Genomic DNA, 19,597 nt, shown 5'->3' with positions numbered 1-19,597 from the left:
TCGAAATCCGTCTTTTACAACAAAAACCTCTCTCAATGTATAAATGCGAGTTTCAATGATCAAGAAAAAGCCTTTAGATACAGGAACTTGCGATGGTTTCGCGTTGAGAGCGCTGCGATCTGTGGGTTCACAACCGTTCTAAGCGGATGTGATCAAAAAGCCCTCGCACAGCGAGGGCTTTTTTGTTGGGCATGGCATGCATCCGTTACGCGGTTGGCAACGCGCGGCTGGCTGTATTTTGAACGTTTCCCCCAAGGCCACAGGCTCCGCCCACACCACATCCACTACCATGGGCCACCCGTCTGGATGCCCCCGCATGTCCATTGTGATTCCCACGCTGCCCAAGCCACCCACCGCCCGCATCGCGGCCTGGCTGCTGATGCTGCTGGGCATGTGGCTGACCTTGAAGCTGGGCCTGGTGGTGACCCTGCTGTCGGGCCTGCTGGTGTTCCACCTGACCCACCTGCTGGCCTCCACCGTCGAGGGCAGGCTGCCGCCCGGACGTGCGCGCGCCTATTCGGTGATCGTGCTGTCGGCGCTGATCATCGGCGCGCTGACCCTGGCCGCGATCGGCATCGCCTCGTTCTTCCGCAATGAGACCGGTGGCCCCGATGCGCTGCTGATGCGCCTGATGGACATCCTCAACACCTCCCGCCACCAGGTGCCGGACCTGTTGCAGCCGTACATCCCGGAAGATCTGCAGGCCTTGCGCACGGCCATGAACGACTGGGCCGCCACCCACCGCCAGCAGCTCGGCATCGCCGGCACTTCGGCCGTGCAGATCAGCGTGCGGATCCTGATCGGCATGGTGCTGGGTGCGATGATCGCGCTGTACGACGAGCTGCCGCTGCCGAAGCTGGGGCCGCTGGCGCAGGAGCTGATCGGCCGCACCAGCCGCCTGGCCACGGCCTTCCGGCAGGTGGTGTTCGCGCAGGTGAAGATCTCCCTGCTCAACACCCTGTTCACCGCCATCTTCCTGCTCGGGGTGCTGCCGCTGTTCGGGGTGCATGTGCCGCTGTCCAAGACACTGGTGCTGATCACCTTCCTGGCCGGCCTGCTGCCGGTGGTGGGCAACATCATCTCCAACACGGTCATCACCATCGTCGCGCTGTCGGTCTCGTTCTACGTGGCCGTGGTCGCACTGCTGTACCTGGTGGTCATCCACAAGCTGGAGTACTTCCTCAACGCGCGCATCGTCGGGGGCGAGATCCAGGCGCGCGCCTGGGAGCTGCTGCTGGCGATGCTGGTGATGGAGGCCGCGTTCGGGCTGCCAGGGCTGGTCGCAGCGCCGGTGTTCTACGCCTACATCAAGCGCGAACTGCTGGACCAGCGCTGGATTTGAGGGCCGGGCCGCGCTAGAGCTTCAGGTTCAACGACACATACGCCGAGCGCCCGGGGGCCGGTGAGAACATCGGCTGGTCGTCGCCGCCCCAGAAGAAGTTGTCATACCACGCATACGCGTAGTCGCGGCCGGTCAGGTTCTTCACCTGCACGTCCACGCTGACCCGCTCGGAAAGCCGATACGACGCACTGGCATCGAGCACCGCGAAGGCGCCGAACCTGCCCTGCGTGTTGCGCTCTTCAATGTAATAGTCGCCCTGCATCCGGCCCTGCAGGCCGAAGGTCCAGCGCTCGTTGCCGCGGTAGTCCACGCCGATGTTGCTGATGTAGCGCGGCGTGGCGATCACCTCGTTGCCGGCCAGGGCGGTGCCATCGGTGGTGAACGCGCGCACCACCTTGGCCTGCTGGATCGCATGCGAGCCCCACAGCGTCCAGTGGTCGCCCAGGCGCGAGGTGAACTGCAGGTCGACGCCTTCGCGACGGGTCTGGCCCAGGCCGACCGAGGTGCCGGTGGCCGGCATGTTCGCTACTTCGTCCGTCGCGTCCTGGCGCCACACCGCGATGCGCGCGTCGGTGCCGACGGCCGGGGTGAACTTGATGCCCAGCTCCTTGCCGGTGTTGATCGAGGGCCGGAAGGTCTCCTGCCCGGCGGTGAGGTAAGCCGGTGCGGTGGAACCGGTCAGCACCTGGAAGGTCCTGCCCCAGTTGGCATAGATGTTGAGTACCGGAGTGATTGCGTAGACCACGCTCAGCTTGGGCTGGCCGATGGTGCCGTAGCGCTGCAGCGGCGCGGTGATGCCACCGGGCAGGTGGGTGCTGCCGGAGAAGCGGTCCACACGGTAGGCCGGCACGATCTTCAGCGCGGAGGTGGGCTGATACACGGCCTGCGCATAGGCACCGAGGTTGTCCAGGGTGTAGCGGTCGTCGTTCTGGATCCGCGCCGGGGTGGAGAAGTCGGTCGGGATGGCGTGGCTGTAGCGCAGCCGGCGGTACGTATTGTCCTGATGCTCGGCGTTGAATCCGCCCTCGACCGTCAGCGCAGGCGTGGCGGCCCAGGTCATCGTGCTGAGCAGGCCGTTCTGTTTCTCATCCCACTGACGACGCTGGCGCGGCGCGTTGCCGGGTACGTACGCGGTGAAGGTCACCTGCCGGTCGTCCTCGTAACGGTTGTAGTACAGCTTGTTGCTGACATGCACGGCATCGCCGAGCTGCAGATCCAGATGGGTGCTGAGATGGCGCATGTCGCGGTCGTCGACGTCGTTGGCATTCTTGAGCGCGGATCCGCGACGATCGGCTGCCAACTCTGCGGCGGTCATGAAGCCGGGCTCGTCGGCTTCGTGGTGGTACACGCGCGCGATCAGACCGAGATTGAACAGGTCATCGTCGCCGCTGTAGAACCACTTGCCGCTCAGCGAGTACTTCTTCGATCGGTCATGATCGCGGTAGCCGTCGGACGCCTGCGACGCCAGGAAATAGTTCTGCGCGACACCGTTGGCGTCGCGACCGATCGCCACCTGCGCTTCGCGGGTGTTGTAGCTGCCATAGGTGAGCCGCGCATCGGTATAGGTGCCGCCCTGGCGGGTGCCGAGGTTGATGTTGCCCCCGATGTTGTGCAGGCCATAGCGCGGGTCGTTGGTACCGCGCACGACTTCGATGTAGTCGATGTCCAGCGGGAACACCATGTCGATGAAGCGCTGGTTGCCACTGTTGACGTTGCTGGGAATGCCATCGATCAGGATCTTGATCCCGTTGAGGTAGCCCTCGCCATTGAATGCACGGAAGGTCGCCTTGCCGGACTCCGCGCCCTGGCGGGTTTCGGTCAGCTGCATGCCCGGCATCTGGCCGAGCAGTTCCCAGCTGTTGGACACGTTCTTCTCATGGACCTGGTCGCCGCCCATCACATCCACCGAGGTCAGCACCCGGTGGGCGGCCAGGGGACGGTTCGCGCCTTCCCGCACGAGCACGCTGCCGAGGGTGATCGCAGCATCGGCGGATTGGGCGCGCGCTTCGCCGGCGCACAGGGCCGCCAGTACGGCGGACACCATTGCCTTGGTTCTCATCTCTTCGTGCCTCAGGAGCAGGTATGACAGGGCGTGGACCAGCAGACACCGGAAGTCTGCTGTTCTGACCTGTAAAAGAAATAATATAACATTGCAATCGAGCGTCGTTCCATCCCGGAGGTCGCTCACGCGCCTGTGGCTTGAAGCCCCTTCCGATCGGGTCTATAACGCGCACGAAGGGCGCCGGCCGGGCCGCCCATGGTGATCGGTGTCCCCATGATCCAGCCCAATGCCCGTTCAACGCCGCGCGCCGCAACGGCCAGCGAGCCGTCCGCGTCGCAACAGATCGATGCCCGCATCCAGTCGCTGGAGGATTGGCGCGGCGAGGCGCTGTCCCGGATCCGCGCCTTGATCCACCAGGTCGATCCGGACGTGGTGGAGACATGGAAGTGGCGGGGTGTACCAGTGTGGGAGCACCACGGCATCCTGTGTACCGGGGAGACCTACAAGGCGGCCGTGAAGTTGACCTTCGCCAAGGGCGCGTCGCTTCCCGATCCCAACGGGCTGTTCAATGCGAGTCTGGAAGGCAACACCCGCCGCGCCATCGATCTGCACGAAGGCGATACGATCAACGCCACCGCGTTCAAGGCGTTGATCCGCGCGGCGATGGCGCTGAACCGGGCGGCCAGAACCGCTGCTCCGGCGCCACGCGGGAAGGCCCCCCGGCGCTCAGCCTGAATCGTCACGACCTCCTGCACTGGAACCGGCGGGCCGAATCGGGAACGATGGGGGGCTGACTCCCCCATCGATATTCCAGGATGTGCCTGTGCTGAGTGTGATCGGCTGTTTGCTTGCGTTGTATCTGGTGTGGCGCCTGATCTGGCCGTTGCGGCTGTCGCGCCCGGTCCGGATCGCGCTGGGCCTGTTGGTGGTGGCCCTGGCGCTGCACCACCGGATCGTGGCGCAGTTTGCCGGGACCATGGCGTCGCCGGAAATTCCCACGGCGATGATCGCCGTGCTCGCCACCGGCTTCACCACGCTGCTGCTGAGCGCGGTATTCGTGCTGCTGCTGGACGCGCTGCTGCTGATCGCGTGGCTGGTGCGTGCGCGGCGCGTGCTGCCGACGCTACGTGCGACATGGCTGCGTCCGACGGCCGGCGCATTGGCGCTGCTGCTGTCCGCCTACGGCATCTGGCAGGGCATGGCCGTGCCCAAGCCGCGTCAGATCGAGGTCGCCATCGATGGCCTGCCGGCCGCGTTCGACGGTTATCGCGTGCTGCAGCTCACCGATATCCACGCCAGCCGCCTGCTCACCGGTGCCTGGGTGGAGAAGGTGGTCGCCGAAAGCAATGCGCTCCATCCGGATCTGGTGGTGATCACCGGCGATCTGATCGACGGCAGCGTCAGCGCCCGTGCCAACGACTTCGCGCCCCTGGCCAGGCTGCACGCGCCGGATGGCGTCATCGCGATCACCGGCAACCACGAGTATTACGCGCAGTACGCCGAGTGGATGCAGGCCTTCCGCGGGCAGGGCATGCAGGTGCTGGAGAACACCCATACCCGGGTGCAGCGCGACGGGGCGACGTTGACCATCGCCGGCGTGACCGATCCAGTGGCGGCACGCTATGGCCTGCCCATGCCGGACCTCGGCGCTGCCCTGGCCGGGGCGGACCCGCAGGCACCGGTGATCCTGCTCGACCACCGCCCGGTCGAAGCCCGCGCCAACGCCGCGCACGGCGTGGCCCTGCAGCTGTCCGGCCACACGCATGGCGGGCATATTCTGGGTATGGACCAGCTGGTCAAGCGTGCCAACGGTGGCTATGTCTCCGGGCGCTACCAGGTGGACGCGATGACGCTGTACGTCAGCAACGGTGCCGGGCTGTGGCCGGGCTTCGCCGCGCGGATCGGCGTGCCCTCGGAGATCACCCTGATCACGCTGCGGGCGCGCTGATGGCGTCCGGATGTGCGATGCCCGGGGTGGTGTTGCCGGACACCGAAGCCTGGACCGTCCGCGACCCGGTGGGCCGGGACTACCCGATCTGGGTGTCCCTGCCGGCCGGGTATGCGCGGGACACGCACCTGCGCTACCCGGTGCTGTATGTCACCGACGCGCTGTACAGCTTCCCGCTTGCGCGCAGCGTGCGCAACATGGTGGGGCAGGGCGGTGCGCACCTGGCGCCCTTCATCCTGGTCGGGCTGCCGCCGCAGCAGGGGCTGAGCTCGCAGCAGAGCCGCTCGCGTGACTACACCCCGACCCAACCCAGCCGCACCCCGGGCGACGATTACACCGATGGCATCACCTACGGCGGCGCTGCGCACTACCGCGATTTCCTGGCCGACCATGTGCTGCCACAGGTCGAGGCGCGCTACCGCACCGACGCGGCGCAGCGTGCGTTTGCCGGCCATTCCTACGGTGGGCTGTTCGGTGCGTACGTGCTGCTGACCCGCCCGGCGATGTTCCAGCGCTACATCCTTTCCAGCCCATCGCTCTGGTTCGACCAGCACGTGATCAACCGGATCGAGGCGGAGTACGCCGACGCCCATGCCGATCTGAACGCGCGCGTGCTGCTGTCGATCGGCGCACACGAAACCCCGGCGTCGGACGCACCGTTTGCTGCGCGCAACGACATGGTCGCGCATACGCGAGCGTTTGCCGAGTGTCTGCGCGGGCGCGGTTATCCAGGCCTCTGGCTCGAGACACGCGTGGTTGCCGATGAGGATCACCTGACGGTCTATCCGGCGATGCTCACCCGCGCGCTGCTGGCCCTGTTCCCCAGCCGGAGCACCGCTCTGGCCGTGTGAAATTTTCGCCAGTGGGCGTGCACGCCTCGGTCACCGCGCAGCGCGGAGGCTGGACGCACACGCCACGCCCACCCGGAGACCCCATGACCACGCTGACCCTGCCTGAACTGGCCAAGAAGATGGCCGGCATCGATTTCGCCATGCTGCAGACCCACACCGCCAGCGGCGAGATCGCCGGCCGGCCGATGAGCAACAACGGTGACGTGGACTACGACGGCGACAGTTATTTCTTCGCCTTCGACAGTGCCGACATGGTGGGCGAGATCGAACGCGACCCGAAGGTCGCGCTGTCCTTCACCGGCAGCAAGTCACTGCTGGGCAAGCCGCCGCTGTTCGTGGCCGTGGAAGGCCATGCCACGCTGAGCCGCGACCGCGCGACCCTGCAGGCACATTGGGTTCCGGACCTGGAACGCTGGTTCGAACAGGGCGTGGATACCCCGGGCATCGTGCTGATCCAGGTCAAGGCGACCCGTATCCACTACTGGTCCGGCGAAGACGACGGTGAGATCCGGCTGTAAGCGATGCCGGCCGACCCCGTCAGGATCGGATGCGCAGGCTGGTCCATTCCCGGCAGGTACGCGGCGTTGACCGGCGTGGGCGAGAGCATGCTGGCGCGCTATGCGACGCGTTTTTCGGCGGTGGAGATCAACTCCTCGTTCTACCGGCCACACCAGCAGCGTACTTACGAACGCTGGGCGGCGAGCGTGCCGACTGGCTTTCGCTTTTCGGTGAAGCTGCCCAAGGCGGTGTCGCATGACGCAGCGCTGCGCGGTTGCGGCCCGGCGCTGGATCGGTTCCTCGAAGAGACCGCCGGCCTGGGCCGCAGGCTGGGCGGATTGCTGCTGCAGTTGCCGCCCAGCCATGCATTCGATGCACGGGTGGCGGCGGGTTTCTTCGGCCTGCTGCGTCGTCGCACGGATACGCCGGTGGTCTGCGAACCGCGGCATGCCAGCTGGTTCACGCCACAGGCCGAGGCGTTGCTGGGGCGGCACTCGGTAGCGCGCGTCGCGGCCGATCCTGCGCGGGTTGCGGGGGCGGCCCGCCCCGGGGAGGACGCCGCGTGGCGCTACTGGCGTTGGCATGGCGCACCGCGGATGTATTACAGCGAGTACGACGAGGAGGCGCTCCAGTCCTTGGCGCGTGATGTCGCGTCGCACGCCGGCAGCACGCGCTGGGTGATCTTCGACAATACCGCCCATGGGTTCGCCATCGCCAACGCGGCACGGCTGCAGGACATCCTTGGCGGCGCATCCCACCCGGGGGCCGCCCATGCCTGAAGGTCCTTCCATCGTCATCCTGCGCGAGGCGGCGGCGAAGTTCCATGGCAAGACCGTGCGCCTGGCGACCGGCAACAGTTCACTCGACCTGACCCGCATGGAAGGCCGTCGCGTGGTCGCCCTGCGCAGCTGGGGCAAGCATTTCCTGATCGAGTTCCGAGGCTTCAGCCTGCGCGTACACATGCTGATGTTCGGCAGCTACCGCATCGATGAGCGCAAGCCTTCCCCGCCGCGGGTATCGCTGCAGTTCGACAACGGCGAGCTCAACATCTATGCCTCGTCGGTGAAGTACATCGAAGGCGCGCTCGAGGACACCTACGACTGGCGCGGCGACGTGATGGATCCCTCGTGGGATCCCAGACTGGCGCGCAGGAAACTGAAGGAACACCCGGACACCTTGATCTGCGACGCGCTGCTGGACCAGGACATCTTTGCCGGCGTGGGCAACATCATCAAGAACGAGGTGCTGTTCCGCACGCGCGTGCATCCTGAATCCACGGTCGGCGCGCTGCCATCGCGCAAGCTGGGCGAGGTCATCAAACAGGCGCGGCAATACAGCTTCGATTTCCTGGACTGGAAGCGGCAGTTCGTCCTGCGCCAGCACTGGTTGGTGCATACCAAGCGCACCTGCCCCCACTGCGGTGGCCCACTCAGCAAGACCTACCCGGGGACGACCCGGCGGCGGACGTTTTTCTGCCCGGTCTGCCAGCTGCGCTACGGTACGGCGCCGGCCGTACGCAAGGCCGCAGGCAAGGCAGTCCGCAAGGTCGCAAAGGGCACCCCTGGAAAGGCCCCAAGGCGTTCAGCCAGGGCCACGCGCATGGCGTAGGATGGGCTGTCACACGCACGTACGCGCGTCCTGCGCGATCGACGTCCGATCGCCCTCGCTCCTTCCTCCGAGTCCTTCATGCCGCCCCGGGATGAAGACTCCCGTGTCCTACGGAGCGCTCATGCCGGGCTATACCACCCGCATCCTCACCATTCCGGTCGGCGGTCACGACTTCCGTATCCGTGCGCTCAGCGATCTGCAGCAGTTCTCCGATCCTACCGGCCGCGCCGCGCGTGCCGGCATCCACTCCTCGCTGTGGAGCCTGTTCGGCCAGATCTGGCCGGCCGGCCGCGCGCTGGCCGATACCATGAGCCACTTCGACGTGGCCGGTAAGCGCATCCTGGAACTGGGCTGCGGGCTGGGCCTGTCCAGCCTGGTGCTGGCACATCGGGGCGCGGATGTCGTCGCGACGGATCACCATCCGTTGGCCGAATCCTTCCTGGCCTACAACGCAGGGCTCAACAACCTGCCGGCGGTGACCTACCGCGACCTGCCCTGGGAAGTTCCGGATGGCTCGCTGGGCCGCTTCGACCTGATCATCGGCAGTGACATCCTTTACGAACGCGGCCACGCCCACCAGATCGCCGCGATGATGCTGCGGCATGCCAAGCCCGATGCCGAACTGCTGATCACCGATCCCGGACGTGGCAACGTCGGCGCGTTTTCGCGCGGCATGGCCCTGCAGGGCTTCGATGTGAGCGAGGAACTGGGCCTGTTCGAGGATGAGGGCGATGCGCCAGGCCACGGGCGGCTGCTGAGTTATCGGCGGGGCGCCGTCCGCCCGGCGGCCCTCGCCTGAGCGCGGGCCGGGCGCGTTGCGGCACCGGCGTTCCTCCGTGACACGGCGTGCAGATCCGCTGGCGTAGGCTGTCGCCGTCCAGATGCGGCCCAGGCGGCCGGGAGAGCTCCGATGCGATGTCGTCCCCTGTCCAGCCGCGATGGCCTGTCTGTCAGCAGGACGCACGCTTGAGTACGGCCAGCGCCGCGCCGGATGCGCGACCTCAGACCCGCTCGATGATCATCGCTGGGCTGTCCACCGTGGTGGAGTGGTACGACTTCACGCTCTATCTGTATCTGGCCACGGTGTTGTCGCGGGTGTTCTTCGGCGGCGGCGAGAACGCGCTGCTGGCCACGCTGGCCGGGTTCGCGGTGTCGTATCTGATGCGCCCCCTGGGCGCGCTGGTGTTCGGCCATCTCGGCGATCGCTTCGGCCGACGCTACATGCTGCTGGCCTCGATGCTGCTGATGACGCTGGCCATGCTTGCTACCGCGCTGCTGCCCACCTTCGAGAGCATCGGCGCCACCGCCGGTGTGCTGTTGTTGCTGTTGCGCTGCCTGATGGCTTTTTCGGTCGGCGGCGAATACACCGGCGTGGTGGCGTACCTGCTGGAAACCGCGCCCGTGCAGCGGCGCGGCCTGGTCACCTCGCTGGCGTCGGCCGCGAGCGAAGTGGGTGCCCTGTTGGCAGTGGCGCTGTCGGCGCTGACGGTGGCGCTGCTGAGCACGGCCCAGCTGGATGGCTGGGGCTGGCGCATTCCTTTCTTTGTCGGCGCGGCGCTGGCCGGCGCGATCCTGCTGGCGCGCTCGACCATGCATGAGTCGCCCGAGTTCGAGCGGCAGCAGGCCGAAGGCACCGTGCCGGAGTCGCCTATCCGCGACACCTGGCGGCACCACAAGGCCGCGATCGCCCGCACCTTCGCGATCTCCGCACTGGGTTCGATCACCTATTACGTCGGCATTACCTATGTGCCCGCATTCCTCGGTTCGGTGGGGCAGGTGAGTGAATCCGAAGCGCTGTGGCTCTCCACGATCGCGGCGGTGGCGGTGATCGTGGTGACGCCGCTGGCCGGCGCGTTGTCGGACCGGGTCGGTCGCAGGCCGATGTTGATCGCGTTGGCCGCCCTGTCGGCGTTGCTGCCGTTGACGATGTTCTCGGTGATGGCCGGTGGCAGCACGCTGGCGATCGGGCTGGCCGCGGTGGTGTTGGCGTGCCTGGCCGGTGGCGTGAGTGCGGTGGCGGCACCGGCGACGGCCGAGCAGTTTCCCGGCGAGGGGCGGCTCAGCGGGCTGGCATTGGGCGTCACCATGGCGACGGCCTTCTTTGGTGGCGCCACGCCGTTGCTGGCCGAAGTGCTGGTGCGCCACACCGGCTGGTCATCGGCCCCAGGCGCGATGATCGCCGGGGTCGCCGTGCTGGTGCTGCCGGTAATGTGGACGCTGCGCGAGACGCGGCCCCGTTAGCGCCGGCCGCTGGCCGGCTGCACGCAGGGTGCCGAGAATGTAGCGCGCCGGCCGCTGGCCGGCTGCACGCAGGGTGCCGAGAAGGTAGTGCCGGCCGCTGGCCGGCTCCACGCAATGTCGGGTCTTGGAGGAGCCGGCCAGCGGCCGGCACTACCTGTGTACGGTGCGTCGCCACAAAAAAAACGGGCCGCCCGAAGGCGACCCGTTCGTTCAACACAGCGATGTCGTCAGGCCTCAGTATTTCCAGCGCAGGCTCAACGCGACGAAACGCGGCTCGCCGTAGTTGTTGTAATCCAGGTTGGCCCAGTAGGTCTTGTCCAGCGCGTTGCGCACGCTCAGGGTCGCGGTCCAGCTGTCGCTGAGGCGGTAGTTGGCGTTGAACTGCACCAGCGCGTACGCCGGCTGGTTCACCGTCACCGTGCCGCCGAGCGGATAAGGCACGTTGTAGCCCTGCACCTTGCTCTGCCACTGCACGCCCGCACCCACGCTCAGGCGTTCGAGCGCGCCGCGCAGCCGCACCTGGGTGTTGAGCTGCAGCAGGTCCTCGGCCGGGTTGGCGTACAACAGATCAGTGGCGGCACGGGTCACCTTGACGTGGGTGAAGCCGGCATTGACCGTCCAGCCCGGCAGGATTTCGCCGTTGACGTCCAGTTCCCAGCCACGTGCCTTGGTGCCGTTGATGCCGATGTAGGCCGAGCTGCCATCGCTGAGCGAGCGCTCCGGCACGCTCGTGTCCAGCACCGCGTAGTTGTCCTGCTTGGCCTCGAACACAGCCGCATTGGCGGTCAGGCGGCCGTCGAACCACTGCGACTTGATGCCCGCTTCCAGGTTCGAGCCCTCCACCGGCGCCAGCAGGTTTTCGTTGCGGTCCTTGAAGTTCTGCGGGTTGAAGATCTCGGTGTAGCTGGCATACGCCGCGACCTGCGGGGTGATGTCGTAGACCAGGCCCACATAGGGCGTGACTTCGTCCGTCACCTTGTAGGCGCCGCTGGTGCCGGTGTAGGCCCCGGTCGTGCCGTAGGCGCGGGTCAGCGTCTCCCAGCGGCTCAGCCGCGCGCCGGCGATCAGTGCCAGCGGGTCGGCCAGGCGCAGGCGGGTGGCCACGTAGAAACCGCTCTGCGTGGTCTTGGCGACCCGGCGTGCACCGGTACGCGAGTAGGTCACTTCGGAGATGTCGCCATCCCAGGTGCGGATGTCCGGGATGTAGTAGCAGCGCTCGGTGCCGCACCGCGCCCAGTCGGTCGGGTAGCGCAGGGCGATGGTGTTGGTGGTGCCTTCCAGGTCCGCCCACTGGCCGCCCACGGTCAGGTCGTGTTCGCGGCCGAACAGCGAGAACGTGCCGCTCAGGTAGGCATCGACGTTGCGCCGGGTGTCTTCCGAATCACCCGCGGCAGTGCGCAGGAAGATGCCCGCGCCGGTGGCCGGATCGGGGTAGCCGCTGCCGTAGACGCGCACGTTCTGGACGTTGCCCCGGGTGTAGGCGGTGTTGATCTTCAGCAGCCAGTTCTCGCCGAAACGCTGCTCCAGGTTGGCGAACGCCGTGCTCGTCTCGCGCTGCCAGTAGCTCCACTTCGGGGCGACGTTGGTCGAGCGCGGCAGGTGCGCGAAGTCGCCCTGGCTGTTGAAGAACGGCACGGTGCCCCAGGTCGAGCCGACCGGGTTGTTGTCCTGGGTCTGGTAGCCCACGGTCACGGTGGTGCTGTCGGTCAGGTCACCTTCCAGCACGGCCATGCCGGCCATCTTGTTCTCGTGGTAGCGGTCGTAATACAGATCGCGGTCGGTGTAGGCGGCGACCACTCGGCTGCGGAAACGGCCATCGGCGGTCAGCGGCGCGGTCACGTCGGCCTCCATGCGCTGGTAGTCCCAGCTGCCGGCGCTCACTGCGAAGGAGGCATCGAATTCCTTGCCCGGGCGCTTGCGCAGCAGGTTGACCGTCGCCGATGGCACGCCGGCGCCGCTCAGCAGGCCGTTGGCACCGCGGATCACTTCGACGCGATCGTAGAAGGCGGTGTCGTACTCCTGGTTGGTCGAACCGCTGTAGGTGGGGATGCCATCGACCTGGAAATCAGTGATGGGAAAGCCGCGGGCGTAATAGAGCGGACGCTGGGTGTCGTAGAAGGAGACACTCACGCCGGTGACGTTGCGCATCACGTCGTTGATGCTGAACAGCGATTCGTCCTGCAGGCGCTGGAGCCCGATCGAGGTCGCCGACTGCGGGGTTTCCTGCAGGCTGATCGGCAGGCGGGTGGTGCTGGATGGCATCGCGCGCGCACCGACCACGCTGACCTTGTCCAGGGTCTTCGCATCGGCAGTGCTGCTGGCGTCTGCCAGCGCATCGGCGAAGGCCTGCGGGGCGGTCAGCGAAAGGGCGGAAAGCAGGGCCAGGGCCAGCGGGGCACGGCGGGAGCGGAACGGGTGGGCGCGGAGCGACATGGGGGTCTCTGGACGGGAAGTAGGGAAGAAAGGCAACAGGCAGGCAACGCCGGCGCGCAGGCACGGTAGGTCCATCCTGGGAAAGCAGGTTGCCGGGCAGCTGCGGGGAGACGGCAGTCCGTTGAGACCGTCCAATACCCGTAGCGACAACCCTGCGATGCGCAAATGTAAATCGTTCTCAGTCGCTTTACAATTCTTGAACAGTCGGGCGCGTCCGCGTAAACGTCCGGGCCGCAACGTCACCGGACCTGAAACGCAACCGGCCACCGCAAGGGTGGCCGGAGGGAAAACCGTGGCGAGACCCGCAGGCCGCGCCGGGGCAGGCTTACAGCGCCTGCAGTTCTTCGTTGGCGTTGCGCTTGGCCTCGGCCGGCTGGGTAGCCGGCGGCGGGGTCAGCATCACGGCCGGGCTGGTCTCGCCCGGCACGTCCAGGTACGGCAGCTTCAGCGTATCGCTGGTCAGGCGGCGGATCTCGTTGGTCAACGCCGGGCTGTCGTTGAGCTTGCGCCCATACGAGGGCACGATCTCCTTCAGGCGCGCTTCCCAGCCGGCGGCCATCTGCTCGGGGAAGGCCTTCTTGAGCAGGTCCAGCATGATCGGCGGCGACGTCGATGCACCCGGCGAAGCGCCGAGCAGGGCGGCCAGGGTGTGGTCCTGGTCGGTCACGATCTCGGTGCCGAACTGCAGGATCGAGCCCTTTTCCGGGTCCTTCTTGATGATCTGCACGCGCTGGCCGGCGGTGACCAGCGTCCAGTCCTCGCGCTTGGCGTTGGGGTAGTACTTGACCAGCTCGGCCTGGCGGTCGTCATCGTTCAGGCGTGCCTGACCCATCAGGTACTTCACCAGGTCCAGGTTCTCCAGGCCCACGCCCATCATCCCGGCCACGTTGTTGTGGTTCACCGAGGAATACAGGTCGAACCACGAGCCGTGCTTGAGGAACTTGGTGCTGTACAGCGCGAACGGCCCGAACAGCACGACCGGCTTGCCATCCAGCTTGCGTGCGTCCAGATGCGGGACCGACATCGGCGGCGAGCCGGTTTCGGCCATGCCGTAGGCCTTGACCGAATGGCGGCCGGCCACCTGCGGCGACTGGAAGGCCAGGAACTGGCCACCGACCGGGAAGCCGGCGTAGTTCTTCGATTCCGGGATGCCCGACAGCTGCAGCAGCTTGAGCGCGGCGCCACCGGCACCGATGAACACGAAGCGCGACTTGACGGTGGACTCGTTGTCGGACTTCAGGTCCTTGACGGTCACGTTCCAGCTCTTGTCGTCGTTCTGGCGCAGGGCACGCACTTCATGGTTGAGGTGCAGGCTGAAGTTCGGGCTGCGCTGCAGGCCAGCGGTCAGCTGACGGGTGATCACGCCGAAGTTGACGTCGGTACCCAGCGGCATCCAGGTCGCGGCGACCTTCTGCTTCGGGTCGCGGCCTTCCATCAGCAGCGGGGCCCACTGCTTGATCTGCGCGGCGTCCTCGGAATACTGCATGCCGTAGAACAGCGGGTTCTTGACCAGTGCCTGCTGGCGCTTGTGCAGGTAGGCGATGTTCTCATCGCCCCAGACGAAGCTCATGTGCGGGGTCGGGTTGATGAAATCGCTGGGCTGGCTCAGGCGCCCTTCGCGCACCTGGTGGGACCAGAACTGGCGTGAGATCTCGAACTGCTCGGCGATGCCGACCGCGCGCTTGGTCTCGATGCTGCCGTCGGGCAGTTCCGGGGTGTAGTTCAGTTCGGCGAACGCGGAGTGGCCGGTGCCGGCGTTGTTCCAACCGTCCGAACTTTCCAGGGCAACCCCGTCCAGGCGCTCATAGACCTGGATGTTCCAGTCCGGTTGCAGCTCCTGCAGGAACGTGGCGAGCGTGATGCTCATGATGCCGCCGCCGACCAGGACGACGTCGACCGGCTTGTCGTTGCCGGCGGCCGGGACCGAGCGCTGATGCAGCGGCCAGTACAGGAACAGGGCCGCTGCCAACAGCAACAGCACGAGCAGGCCGAGGACGACCTTCGCTAGTTTTTTCATGGGGATCTCAGGTAGGGAGACATGGGAAGGATGCCGCCGCTGCCGGGAACGCCCGTGAAGACGGGCGTCACAGCGGTACCTTGATCGCAATTTTAGCCCGTTCCGGTACGGATTTGGTGCAACGCAGCATCCGGTGGCTGTGCCGGACCGGCTCAGTCGCTGGCGAGAGTGAAGTACTCCAGGAGGAAATAGCTGGCTTGATAGGCCAGTGCTATCAGAGCCAATACCAGATGCGCACGCTGCTGGCGCAGGGCGAAGCCCAGCCCGGCGATCCCCAGCATCACCACGGTATGCACCCAGTAAGCGTCCCCCAGCATCTGCCAGCGGCTGTGGCCCTTGATGGCGGTATCCACCAGATCCAACAGCGTGACCAGCGCCAACATCCCGAAGAAGCCGCCGCGGCGCTGCAGCAGGTAGTTCTCATAGCTGCCGAACTCGCGCACGTCGTCGGGAAACAGCAGCACGCAGAGCAGGTACCACGACGCGCAGTAGGCGATCACGAACAGATACAGCTCGAAGGTCCACTGCCGGACCTCGCCCAGCCGGAACTCCCACCACCAGAAGGTCACCACCGAAATCAGCGCCCAGACCACCCAGCACAGGTGGATCAGCGAGCAGCCGCGTCGTTTGGGGTGCTCGATGATGCCCGCCAGCCCGCGCAGCAGGGTGGTGATGCTCAGGCCGAGGATGATGCTGAGCACCACGCGGATGTGCAGGTAGACCGGATCGGTGTCCATCGACGTGCCCGCGGCTGGGATGCGCCGATGCTGCATCGGGGCGGGTCATCGGGTCGTGTAGGGCGGCGTGCGGCCCCGGCACGACAGCCGACCAGCGGTCGCCTCTACCGGTCGGGGTTATCGCTTCTTGCGCACCAGCGTCGCCGAGGCCGCCAGCACTGCCCGGGTCAGCAGCGCCATGGTCTGCACATCGCCTTTCCAGTGCTGCCAGTACAGCGGCACGTCTTCCCACGCGCGCTGCTTCATGTGCACCAGGCGCCCGGCATCCAGGTGGCGTTTGACCAGCGGCAGCGGGTTCATGGTCCAGCCCAGCCCGCCCAGGTTCGCCTGCACGAACGCGCGGGTGGAGGGAATCCACCAGGTCGGTGCGGTCAGCGGCAGGTCGTTGCCCGCCAGGCGCCGGGCGAAGCGGGCCTGCATGTCGTCCTTGCGGTTGAACACCAACACCGGCGCCTGGGCCAGCGACTGTGCATTGACCCCCTTGGCGAAGTACTGCTCATGGAAGGCCGGGGTGCAGGTGGCGGCGTAGCGGATGCTGCCCAGCGCGTGGATCTGGCAGCCCTGCACCGGCTCGTCCAGGGTGGTCACCGCGCCCAGCACGGCCCCCTGGCGCAGCAGGGCCACGGTGTGGTCCTGGTCTTCCGAGCGCAGGTCCAGGGTGGTGCCGGTCTGCCGCGCGAACTGCAGGGCGGCCTCGGGGAACCAGGTCTCCAGGCTGTCATGGTTCACCGCCACGGGGATGCTGGCGTGCGGCAGGTCCTCATCTGCGATGCCCATGCGGTGCAGCGCATCGTGCTCGAGCAGGGCGGTCTGTTCGGCCAGCTGCACCAGCACCTGGCCCTCGGTGGTGGCGACCGCTGGGGAAGAACGTTTGACCAGCAGGCGGCCGACCCGGTCCTCCAGTGCCTTGACCCGCTGGGAGACGGCCGAGGCGGTGACATTGAGCGACTGCGCGGCCCGTTCGAAGCTGCCTTCCCGGATCACCGCCGCCAGGGCGCGGAGCTGGGCATGGTCGATGCGCATGATCTTAAGTTCCGCTAAAGATGGTTAAGTAAGTTTAGCTCTACTTTTTCATGTTGCGGCGCGACAATATGCGCCATCCGGGCTGTACGCCTTGGCGAGGCACCGCCCCCCAGCACGACACAGGTGGTATCCAATGTTTTCGATCATTTCCGGCGGCGCCGGGCTGAGCGCGTGGCTCAGTGGTGCCGCAACCGGCATCGGCCTGTTTGCGGTGGTCGGCGCGCAGAGCGCGTTCATCCTGCGCCAGGGCATCCTGCGCAAGCACATCATTCCGGTGGTGGCGACGTGTGCCGCCATCGATGGCATCTTCATCTTCGCCAGCGTGGCCGGCCTGCGCACGCTGACCCAGGCGCTGCCGTGGCTCACCACCGTGGTGCTGTGGGGCGGCGTCGCCTTCCTGGCCTGGTACGCCTGGCAGTCGGCGCGGCGCGCGCTGGCCGGCGGTGGCGGCATGCACGTGGACGAGGGCGACAGCACCTCGCGCCGCGCGGTGCTGATCTCGGCGGTCGGTTTCTCGCTGATCAATCCGCATTTCTGGCTGGACATGATGGTGATCGGCGGTATCGCCGAGAACTTCGGCAATGCGCGCATGGCCTTCGCCGCCGGCGTGTTCACGGCCAGCTGCCTGTGGCTGACCGCCCAGGGCCTGGGGGCACGCCTGCTGGCGCCACTGTTCACCAAGCCAAAGACCTGGCGCATCCTCGACGGCACCATCGCGGTGATTCTGTCGATCCTGGCGCTCAGCCTCGCGTTCCGCGGCATGCATTGAACTCTCTCCTCGATGCAGGTCCTGGAAATGGCACCGTTCGCGGTGCCATTTTTTTTGCATCAGCAGGAACATCCCTCTGGTTGGCAGCTCGATCTTCCGCCTAGAATCGCGATCCCGGACATGAGGTCCGATGCAGCAGGGGGAAAGGATGAAGCACGTACAAAGGTTGGGACTGCTGGTATTGCTGGCCATTACGGGCCAGGCCGGCGCGGTGGATCTGGAGCGCTACCTGCGCCGGGATGCCTTCACCGATATCAAGATTTCGCCGAACGGCGACTATTACGCGGCCACCGTGCCGATGGAAGATCGCACCGCCCTGGCGATTCTGCGCAGGAACGGGGGCGAGGTGGTGGGCTCGTTCGTGCCGCCCAGGAACAATCACGCCAATCATTTCGACTGGGTCAGCGCAGAACGTGTGCTGATCGGCCTGGCCGAGAAGCAGGGTTCGCTGGACCAGCCGCGCATGACCGGCGAGCTGTATGCCATGAACGCCAACGGCGGGCGCGGCGAGCTGCTGGTCGGCTACCGCGCGCAGGACAACGGCCCGGGTACCCGCATCCAGCAGAAAAAAGTGGAGGCCGTGGCCGCGTTCCTCGCCGATGATCTGCCCGCGGACGAGCGCAACGTGCTGGTCACGATCTGGCCATTCAACGATGACCCGTTCACCCGTGCCGACCGGATGGATGTCACCACCGGCCGTCGCCAGACGGTGGCGCGCTCGCCCGTACGCCGCGCCGATTTCGTCACCGACAACCAGGGCCAGGTGCGTTTCGCCCATGGCGCGGGAACCGACAACGTCAACAAGCTGTACTACCGGGAAGGGTCGGGCACGACCTGGAAGCTCGTCAACGATGAAGCCTTGAACGGGCGGATCGAAACGGCGATCGGGTTCTCCGAAGATGGTCGGCTGGCGTATTTCAACACCGAGATGCCGCAGGGCCCCGACGCCATCGTGTCCTGGGATCCGGTGACCGAAGAACGCAGGCTCGTGCTGCGTGATCCCGTGGTGGACGTGCACAAATACATCTACCGGCCCGGCACCTCGATCCCGGTGGGCGCGCTCTACCTGGGTGACACGCCACGCACCCGCTTCTTCGACGAACAGGGGCCCGATGCGCGGTTGTATCGCAGCCTGGAAGCGGCGTTCGGGGGCGATGCGGTCTTCGTCACGTCCAGTACCCGCGACGGCCGGCAGCTGATGGTGGAGGCGTGGTCCGGGCGCAACCCGGGCGATTTCTACATCTTCGACAACGTGGCCAAGAAAGCGGACCACGTCATCAGCCGCAGCAACTGGATCGACCCGGCCGCCACCGCAGAGGTACGCCCGGTGGCCCTGAAGGCACGTGACGGGCTGCCGCTGCACGGCTACCTGACCGTGCCCGGCAAGGCCGCTGCCAAGTCGCTTCCGATGGTGGTGATACCGCACGGCGGGCCTTACGGTCCGTTCGATACCGGCGGGTACGACGCGGAAAGCCAGATGCTTGCCGATGCCGGGTACGCTGTCCTGCAGGTCAACTTCCGCGGCTCGGGCAACTACGGGCGCGCCCATCGGTCCGCGGGTGCCCGCCAGTGGGGCGGCACCATGCAGGACGATCTGACCGATGCAACCCGCTGGGCGATCCGGGAGGGCATTGCCGACGCCTCGCGGATCTGCATCTATGGCGCCAGCTATGGCGGTTATGCGGCGATGATGGGGGCGGCGAAGGAGCCAGGGCTGTACCGGTGCGCCGCCGGGTATGTAGGTGTCTACGACCTGCCGATCATGTTCACCAGTGGCGATATCCAGCGCCGCGGCTCGGGCGAGACCTACCTCAAGGAATGGATCGGCGAGCGCGCCCAATTGGCGGCGGTATCGCCGGTGAACCTGGCCGACCGCATCAAGGTGCCGGTGTTCCTCGCCGCCGGTGGCGAAGACGAGCGCGCCCCGATCCAGCACACCAGGCGGATGGAAGCGGCGCTGAGAAAGGCCGGCGTGCCCGTGGAGGCGTTGTACTATCCGACCGAAGGCCACGGTTTCTACACCGATCCGCACCGCCGCGAGTACTACACCAAGCTGCTGGCGTTCCTGTCCAACAGCCTGGGCGGGGAGACTGCCTCGGCGTCCGCGCAGCCTTGATCGCATCATTCG

Annotated in this window: 16 protein-coding genes; 11 read left to right on the top strand and 5 right to left on the bottom strand. The window is 66.5% G+C overall.

The features are described 5' to 3' along the window. Positions 1 to 316: 316 nt before the first annotated feature. Positions 317 to 1,342 carry an AI-2E family transporter gene (locus tag POS15_RS12330; RefSeq protein WP_019186213.1) on the top strand — a complete coding sequence of 342 codons (1,026 nt, stop codon included), beginning with the start codon at positions 317 to 319 and terminating at the stop codon, positions 1,340 to 1,342. Positions 1,343 to 1,355: 13 nt separating this feature from the next. Here the strand turns inward: POS15_RS12330 and POS15_RS12325 are convergent, their stop codons facing one another. Continuing rightward, positions 1,356 to 3,401, bottom strand: a complete 2,046-nt coding sequence (locus tag POS15_RS12325) for a TonB-dependent receptor (protein ID WP_284128231.1) — start codon at positions 3,399 to 3,401, stop codon at positions 1,356 to 1,358. 216 nt (positions 3,402 to 3,617) lie between these two features. Here POS15_RS12325 and POS15_RS12320 point away from each other — a divergent pair, with 216 nt between their 5' ends. From POS15_RS12320 to POS15_RS12285, 8 genes are all read left to right on the top strand, one after another. After that, complete coding sequence (locus POS15_RS12320) at positions 3,618 to 4,079, top strand: DUF1801 domain-containing protein (RefSeq protein WP_037554143.1); 462 nt, start codon at positions 3,618 to 3,620, stop codon at positions 4,077 to 4,079. 88 nt (positions 4,080 to 4,167) lie between these two features. After that, a complete protein-coding gene (locus tag POS15_RS12315; RefSeq protein WP_019186210.1) occupies positions 4,168 to 5,292 on the top strand; it encodes a metallophosphoesterase in 1,125 nt (374 codons plus the stop codon). After that, positions 5,292 to 6,143: an alpha/beta hydrolase-fold protein gene (locus POS15_RS12310; protein WP_157267262.1), complete on the top strand. Its 852-nt coding sequence runs from the start codon at positions 5,292 to 5,294 to the stop codon at positions 6,141 to 6,143. The genes POS15_RS12315 and POS15_RS12310 overlap by 1 nt, the downstream gene beginning before the upstream one ends. Positions 6,144 to 6,226: 83 nt before the next feature. Beyond that, entirely contained in the window at positions 6,227 to 6,661 is a 435-nt protein-coding gene (locus POS15_RS12305; protein ID WP_019186208.1) for a pyridoxamine 5'-phosphate oxidase family protein, read from the top strand. A 3-nt stretch (positions 6,662 to 6,664) separates the two neighbouring features. Then, positions 6,665 to 7,420, top strand: a complete 756-nt coding sequence (locus tag POS15_RS12300; protein WP_284128230.1) for a DUF72 domain-containing protein — start codon at positions 6,665 to 6,667, stop codon at positions 7,418 to 7,420. Beyond that, on the top strand, positions 7,413 to 8,249 hold the full coding sequence (locus tag POS15_RS12295; RefSeq protein ID WP_046272997.1) for a DNA-formamidopyrimidine glycosylase family protein: 837 nt from the start codon (positions 7,413 to 7,415) through the stop codon (positions 8,247 to 8,249). The genes POS15_RS12300 and POS15_RS12295 overlap by 8 nt, the downstream gene beginning before the upstream one ends. 121 nt (positions 8,250 to 8,370) lie before the next feature. Beyond that, a complete protein-coding gene (locus POS15_RS12290; protein ID WP_019186205.1) occupies positions 8,371 to 9,048 on the top strand; it encodes a methyltransferase domain-containing protein in 678 nt (225 codons plus the stop codon). Positions 9,049 to 9,263: 215 nt separating this feature from the next. After that, positions 9,264 to 10,490 carry an MFS transporter gene (locus POS15_RS12285; protein ID WP_046272996.1) on the top strand — a complete coding sequence of 409 codons (1,227 nt, stop codon included), beginning with the start codon at positions 9,264 to 9,266 and terminating at the stop codon, positions 10,488 to 10,490. A gap of 234 nt (positions 10,491 to 10,724) precedes the next feature. On the opposite strand, the gene POS15_RS12280 is transcribed toward POS15_RS12285, so the two are convergent. The 4 genes from POS15_RS12280 to POS15_RS12265 form a co-directional block, all read right to left on the bottom strand. Further along, a complete protein-coding gene (locus POS15_RS12280) occupies positions 10,725 to 12,923 on the bottom strand; it encodes a TonB-dependent siderophore receptor (RefSeq protein ID WP_070426840.1) in 2,199 nt (732 codons plus the stop codon). Positions 12,924 to 13,248: 325 nt separating this feature from the next. Continuing rightward, positions 13,249 to 14,940 carry a malate dehydrogenase (quinone) gene (gene mqo, locus POS15_RS12275; RefSeq protein WP_019184557.1) on the bottom strand — a complete coding sequence of 564 codons (1,692 nt, stop codon included), beginning with the start codon at positions 14,938 to 14,940 and terminating at the stop codon, positions 13,249 to 13,251. A gap of 152 nt (positions 14,941 to 15,092) precedes the next feature. Then, positions 15,093 to 15,677: a hypothetical protein gene (locus POS15_RS12270; protein WP_046273024.1), complete on the bottom strand. Its 585-nt coding sequence runs from the start codon at positions 15,675 to 15,677 to the stop codon at positions 15,093 to 15,095. Between the two features lie 117 nt (positions 15,678 to 15,794). Continuing rightward, positions 15,795 to 16,700 (bottom strand): LysR family transcriptional regulator ArgP, encoded by a 906-nt coding sequence (locus POS15_RS12265; RefSeq protein WP_046272993.1) that lies wholly within the window; start codon positions 16,698 to 16,700, stop codon positions 15,795 to 15,797. Between the two features lie 133 nt (positions 16,701 to 16,833). Between POS15_RS12265 and POS15_RS12260 the strand changes: the two genes are divergently transcribed. Further along, a complete protein-coding gene (locus POS15_RS12260; RefSeq protein WP_019184554.1) occupies positions 16,834 to 17,469 on the top strand; it encodes a LysE family transporter in 636 nt (211 codons plus the stop codon). A 148-nt stretch (positions 17,470 to 17,617) separates the two neighbouring features. Beyond that, positions 17,618 to 19,585 carry a S9 family peptidase gene (locus POS15_RS12255; protein ID WP_284128229.1) on the top strand — a complete coding sequence of 656 codons (1,968 nt, stop codon included), beginning with the start codon at positions 17,618 to 17,620 and terminating at the stop codon, positions 19,583 to 19,585. The last annotated feature ends 12 nt before the right edge of the window (positions 19,586 to 19,597 follow it).

The sequence above is a fragment of the Stenotrophomonas sp. BIO128-Bstrain genome (genome assembly GCF_030128875.1).
Lineage (GTDB): Bacteria > Pseudomonadota > Gammaproteobacteria > Xanthomonadales > Xanthomonadaceae > Stenotrophomonas > Stenotrophomonas bentonitica_A.
Note: the sequence above shows the minus strand (reverse complement) of the source record. Positions and strands in the feature narration are given on the sequence as shown.

Bases quoted from the DNA above. Each gene is read 5' to 3' on its own strand.
- POS15_RS12330 (WP_019186213.1), top strand. From the start codon at position 317: ATGTCCATTGTGATTCCCACGCTGCCCAAGCCACCCACCGCCCGCATC.
- POS15_RS12325 (WP_284128231.1), bottom strand. From the start codon at position 3,401: ATGAGAACCAAGGCAATGGTGTCCGCCGTACTGGCGGCCCTGTGCGCC.
- POS15_RS12320 (WP_037554143.1), top strand. From the start codon at position 3,618: ATGATCCAGCCCAATGCCCGTTCAACGCCGCGCGCCGCAACGGCCAGC.
- POS15_RS12310 (WP_157267262.1), top strand. From the start codon at position 5,292: ATGGCGTCCGGATGTGCGATGCCCGGGGTGGTGTTGCCGGACACCGAA.
- POS15_RS12305 (WP_019186208.1), top strand. From the start codon at position 6,227: ATGACCACGCTGACCCTGCCTGAACTGGCCAAGAAGATGGCCGGCATC.
- POS15_RS12300 (WP_284128230.1), top strand. From the start codon at position 6,665: ATGCCGGCCGACCCCGTCAGGATCGGATGCGCAGGCTGGTCCATTCCC.
- POS15_RS12295 (WP_046272997.1), top strand. From the start codon at position 7,413: ATGCCTGAAGGTCCTTCCATCGTCATCCTGCGCGAGGCGGCGGCGAAG.
- POS15_RS12290 (WP_019186205.1), top strand. From the start codon at position 8,371: ATGCCGGGCTATACCACCCGCATCCTCACCATTCCGGTCGGCGGTCAC.
- POS15_RS12285 (WP_046272996.1), top strand. From the start codon at position 9,264: ATGATCATCGCTGGGCTGTCCACCGTGGTGGAGTGGTACGACTTCACG.
- POS15_RS12280 (WP_070426840.1), bottom strand. From the start codon at position 12,923: ATGTCGCTCCGCGCCCACCCGTTCCGCTCCCGCCGTGCCCCGCTGGCC.
- mqo (WP_019184557.1), bottom strand. From the start codon at position 14,940: ATGAAAAAACTAGCGAAGGTCGTCCTCGGCCTGCTCGTGCTGTTGCTG.
- POS15_RS12270 (WP_046273024.1), bottom strand. From the start codon at position 15,677: ATGGACACCGATCCGGTCTACCTGCACATCCGCGTGGTGCTCAGCATC.
- POS15_RS12265 (WP_046272993.1), bottom strand. From the start codon at position 16,700: ATGCGCATCGACCATGCCCAGCTCCGCGCCCTGGCGGCGGTGATCCGG.
- POS15_RS12260 (WP_019184554.1), top strand. From the start codon at position 16,834: ATGTTTTCGATCATTTCCGGCGGCGCCGGGCTGAGCGCGTGGCTCAGT.
- POS15_RS12255 (WP_284128229.1), top strand. From the start codon at position 17,618: ATGAAGCACGTACAAAGGTTGGGACTGCTGGTATTGCTGGCCATTACG.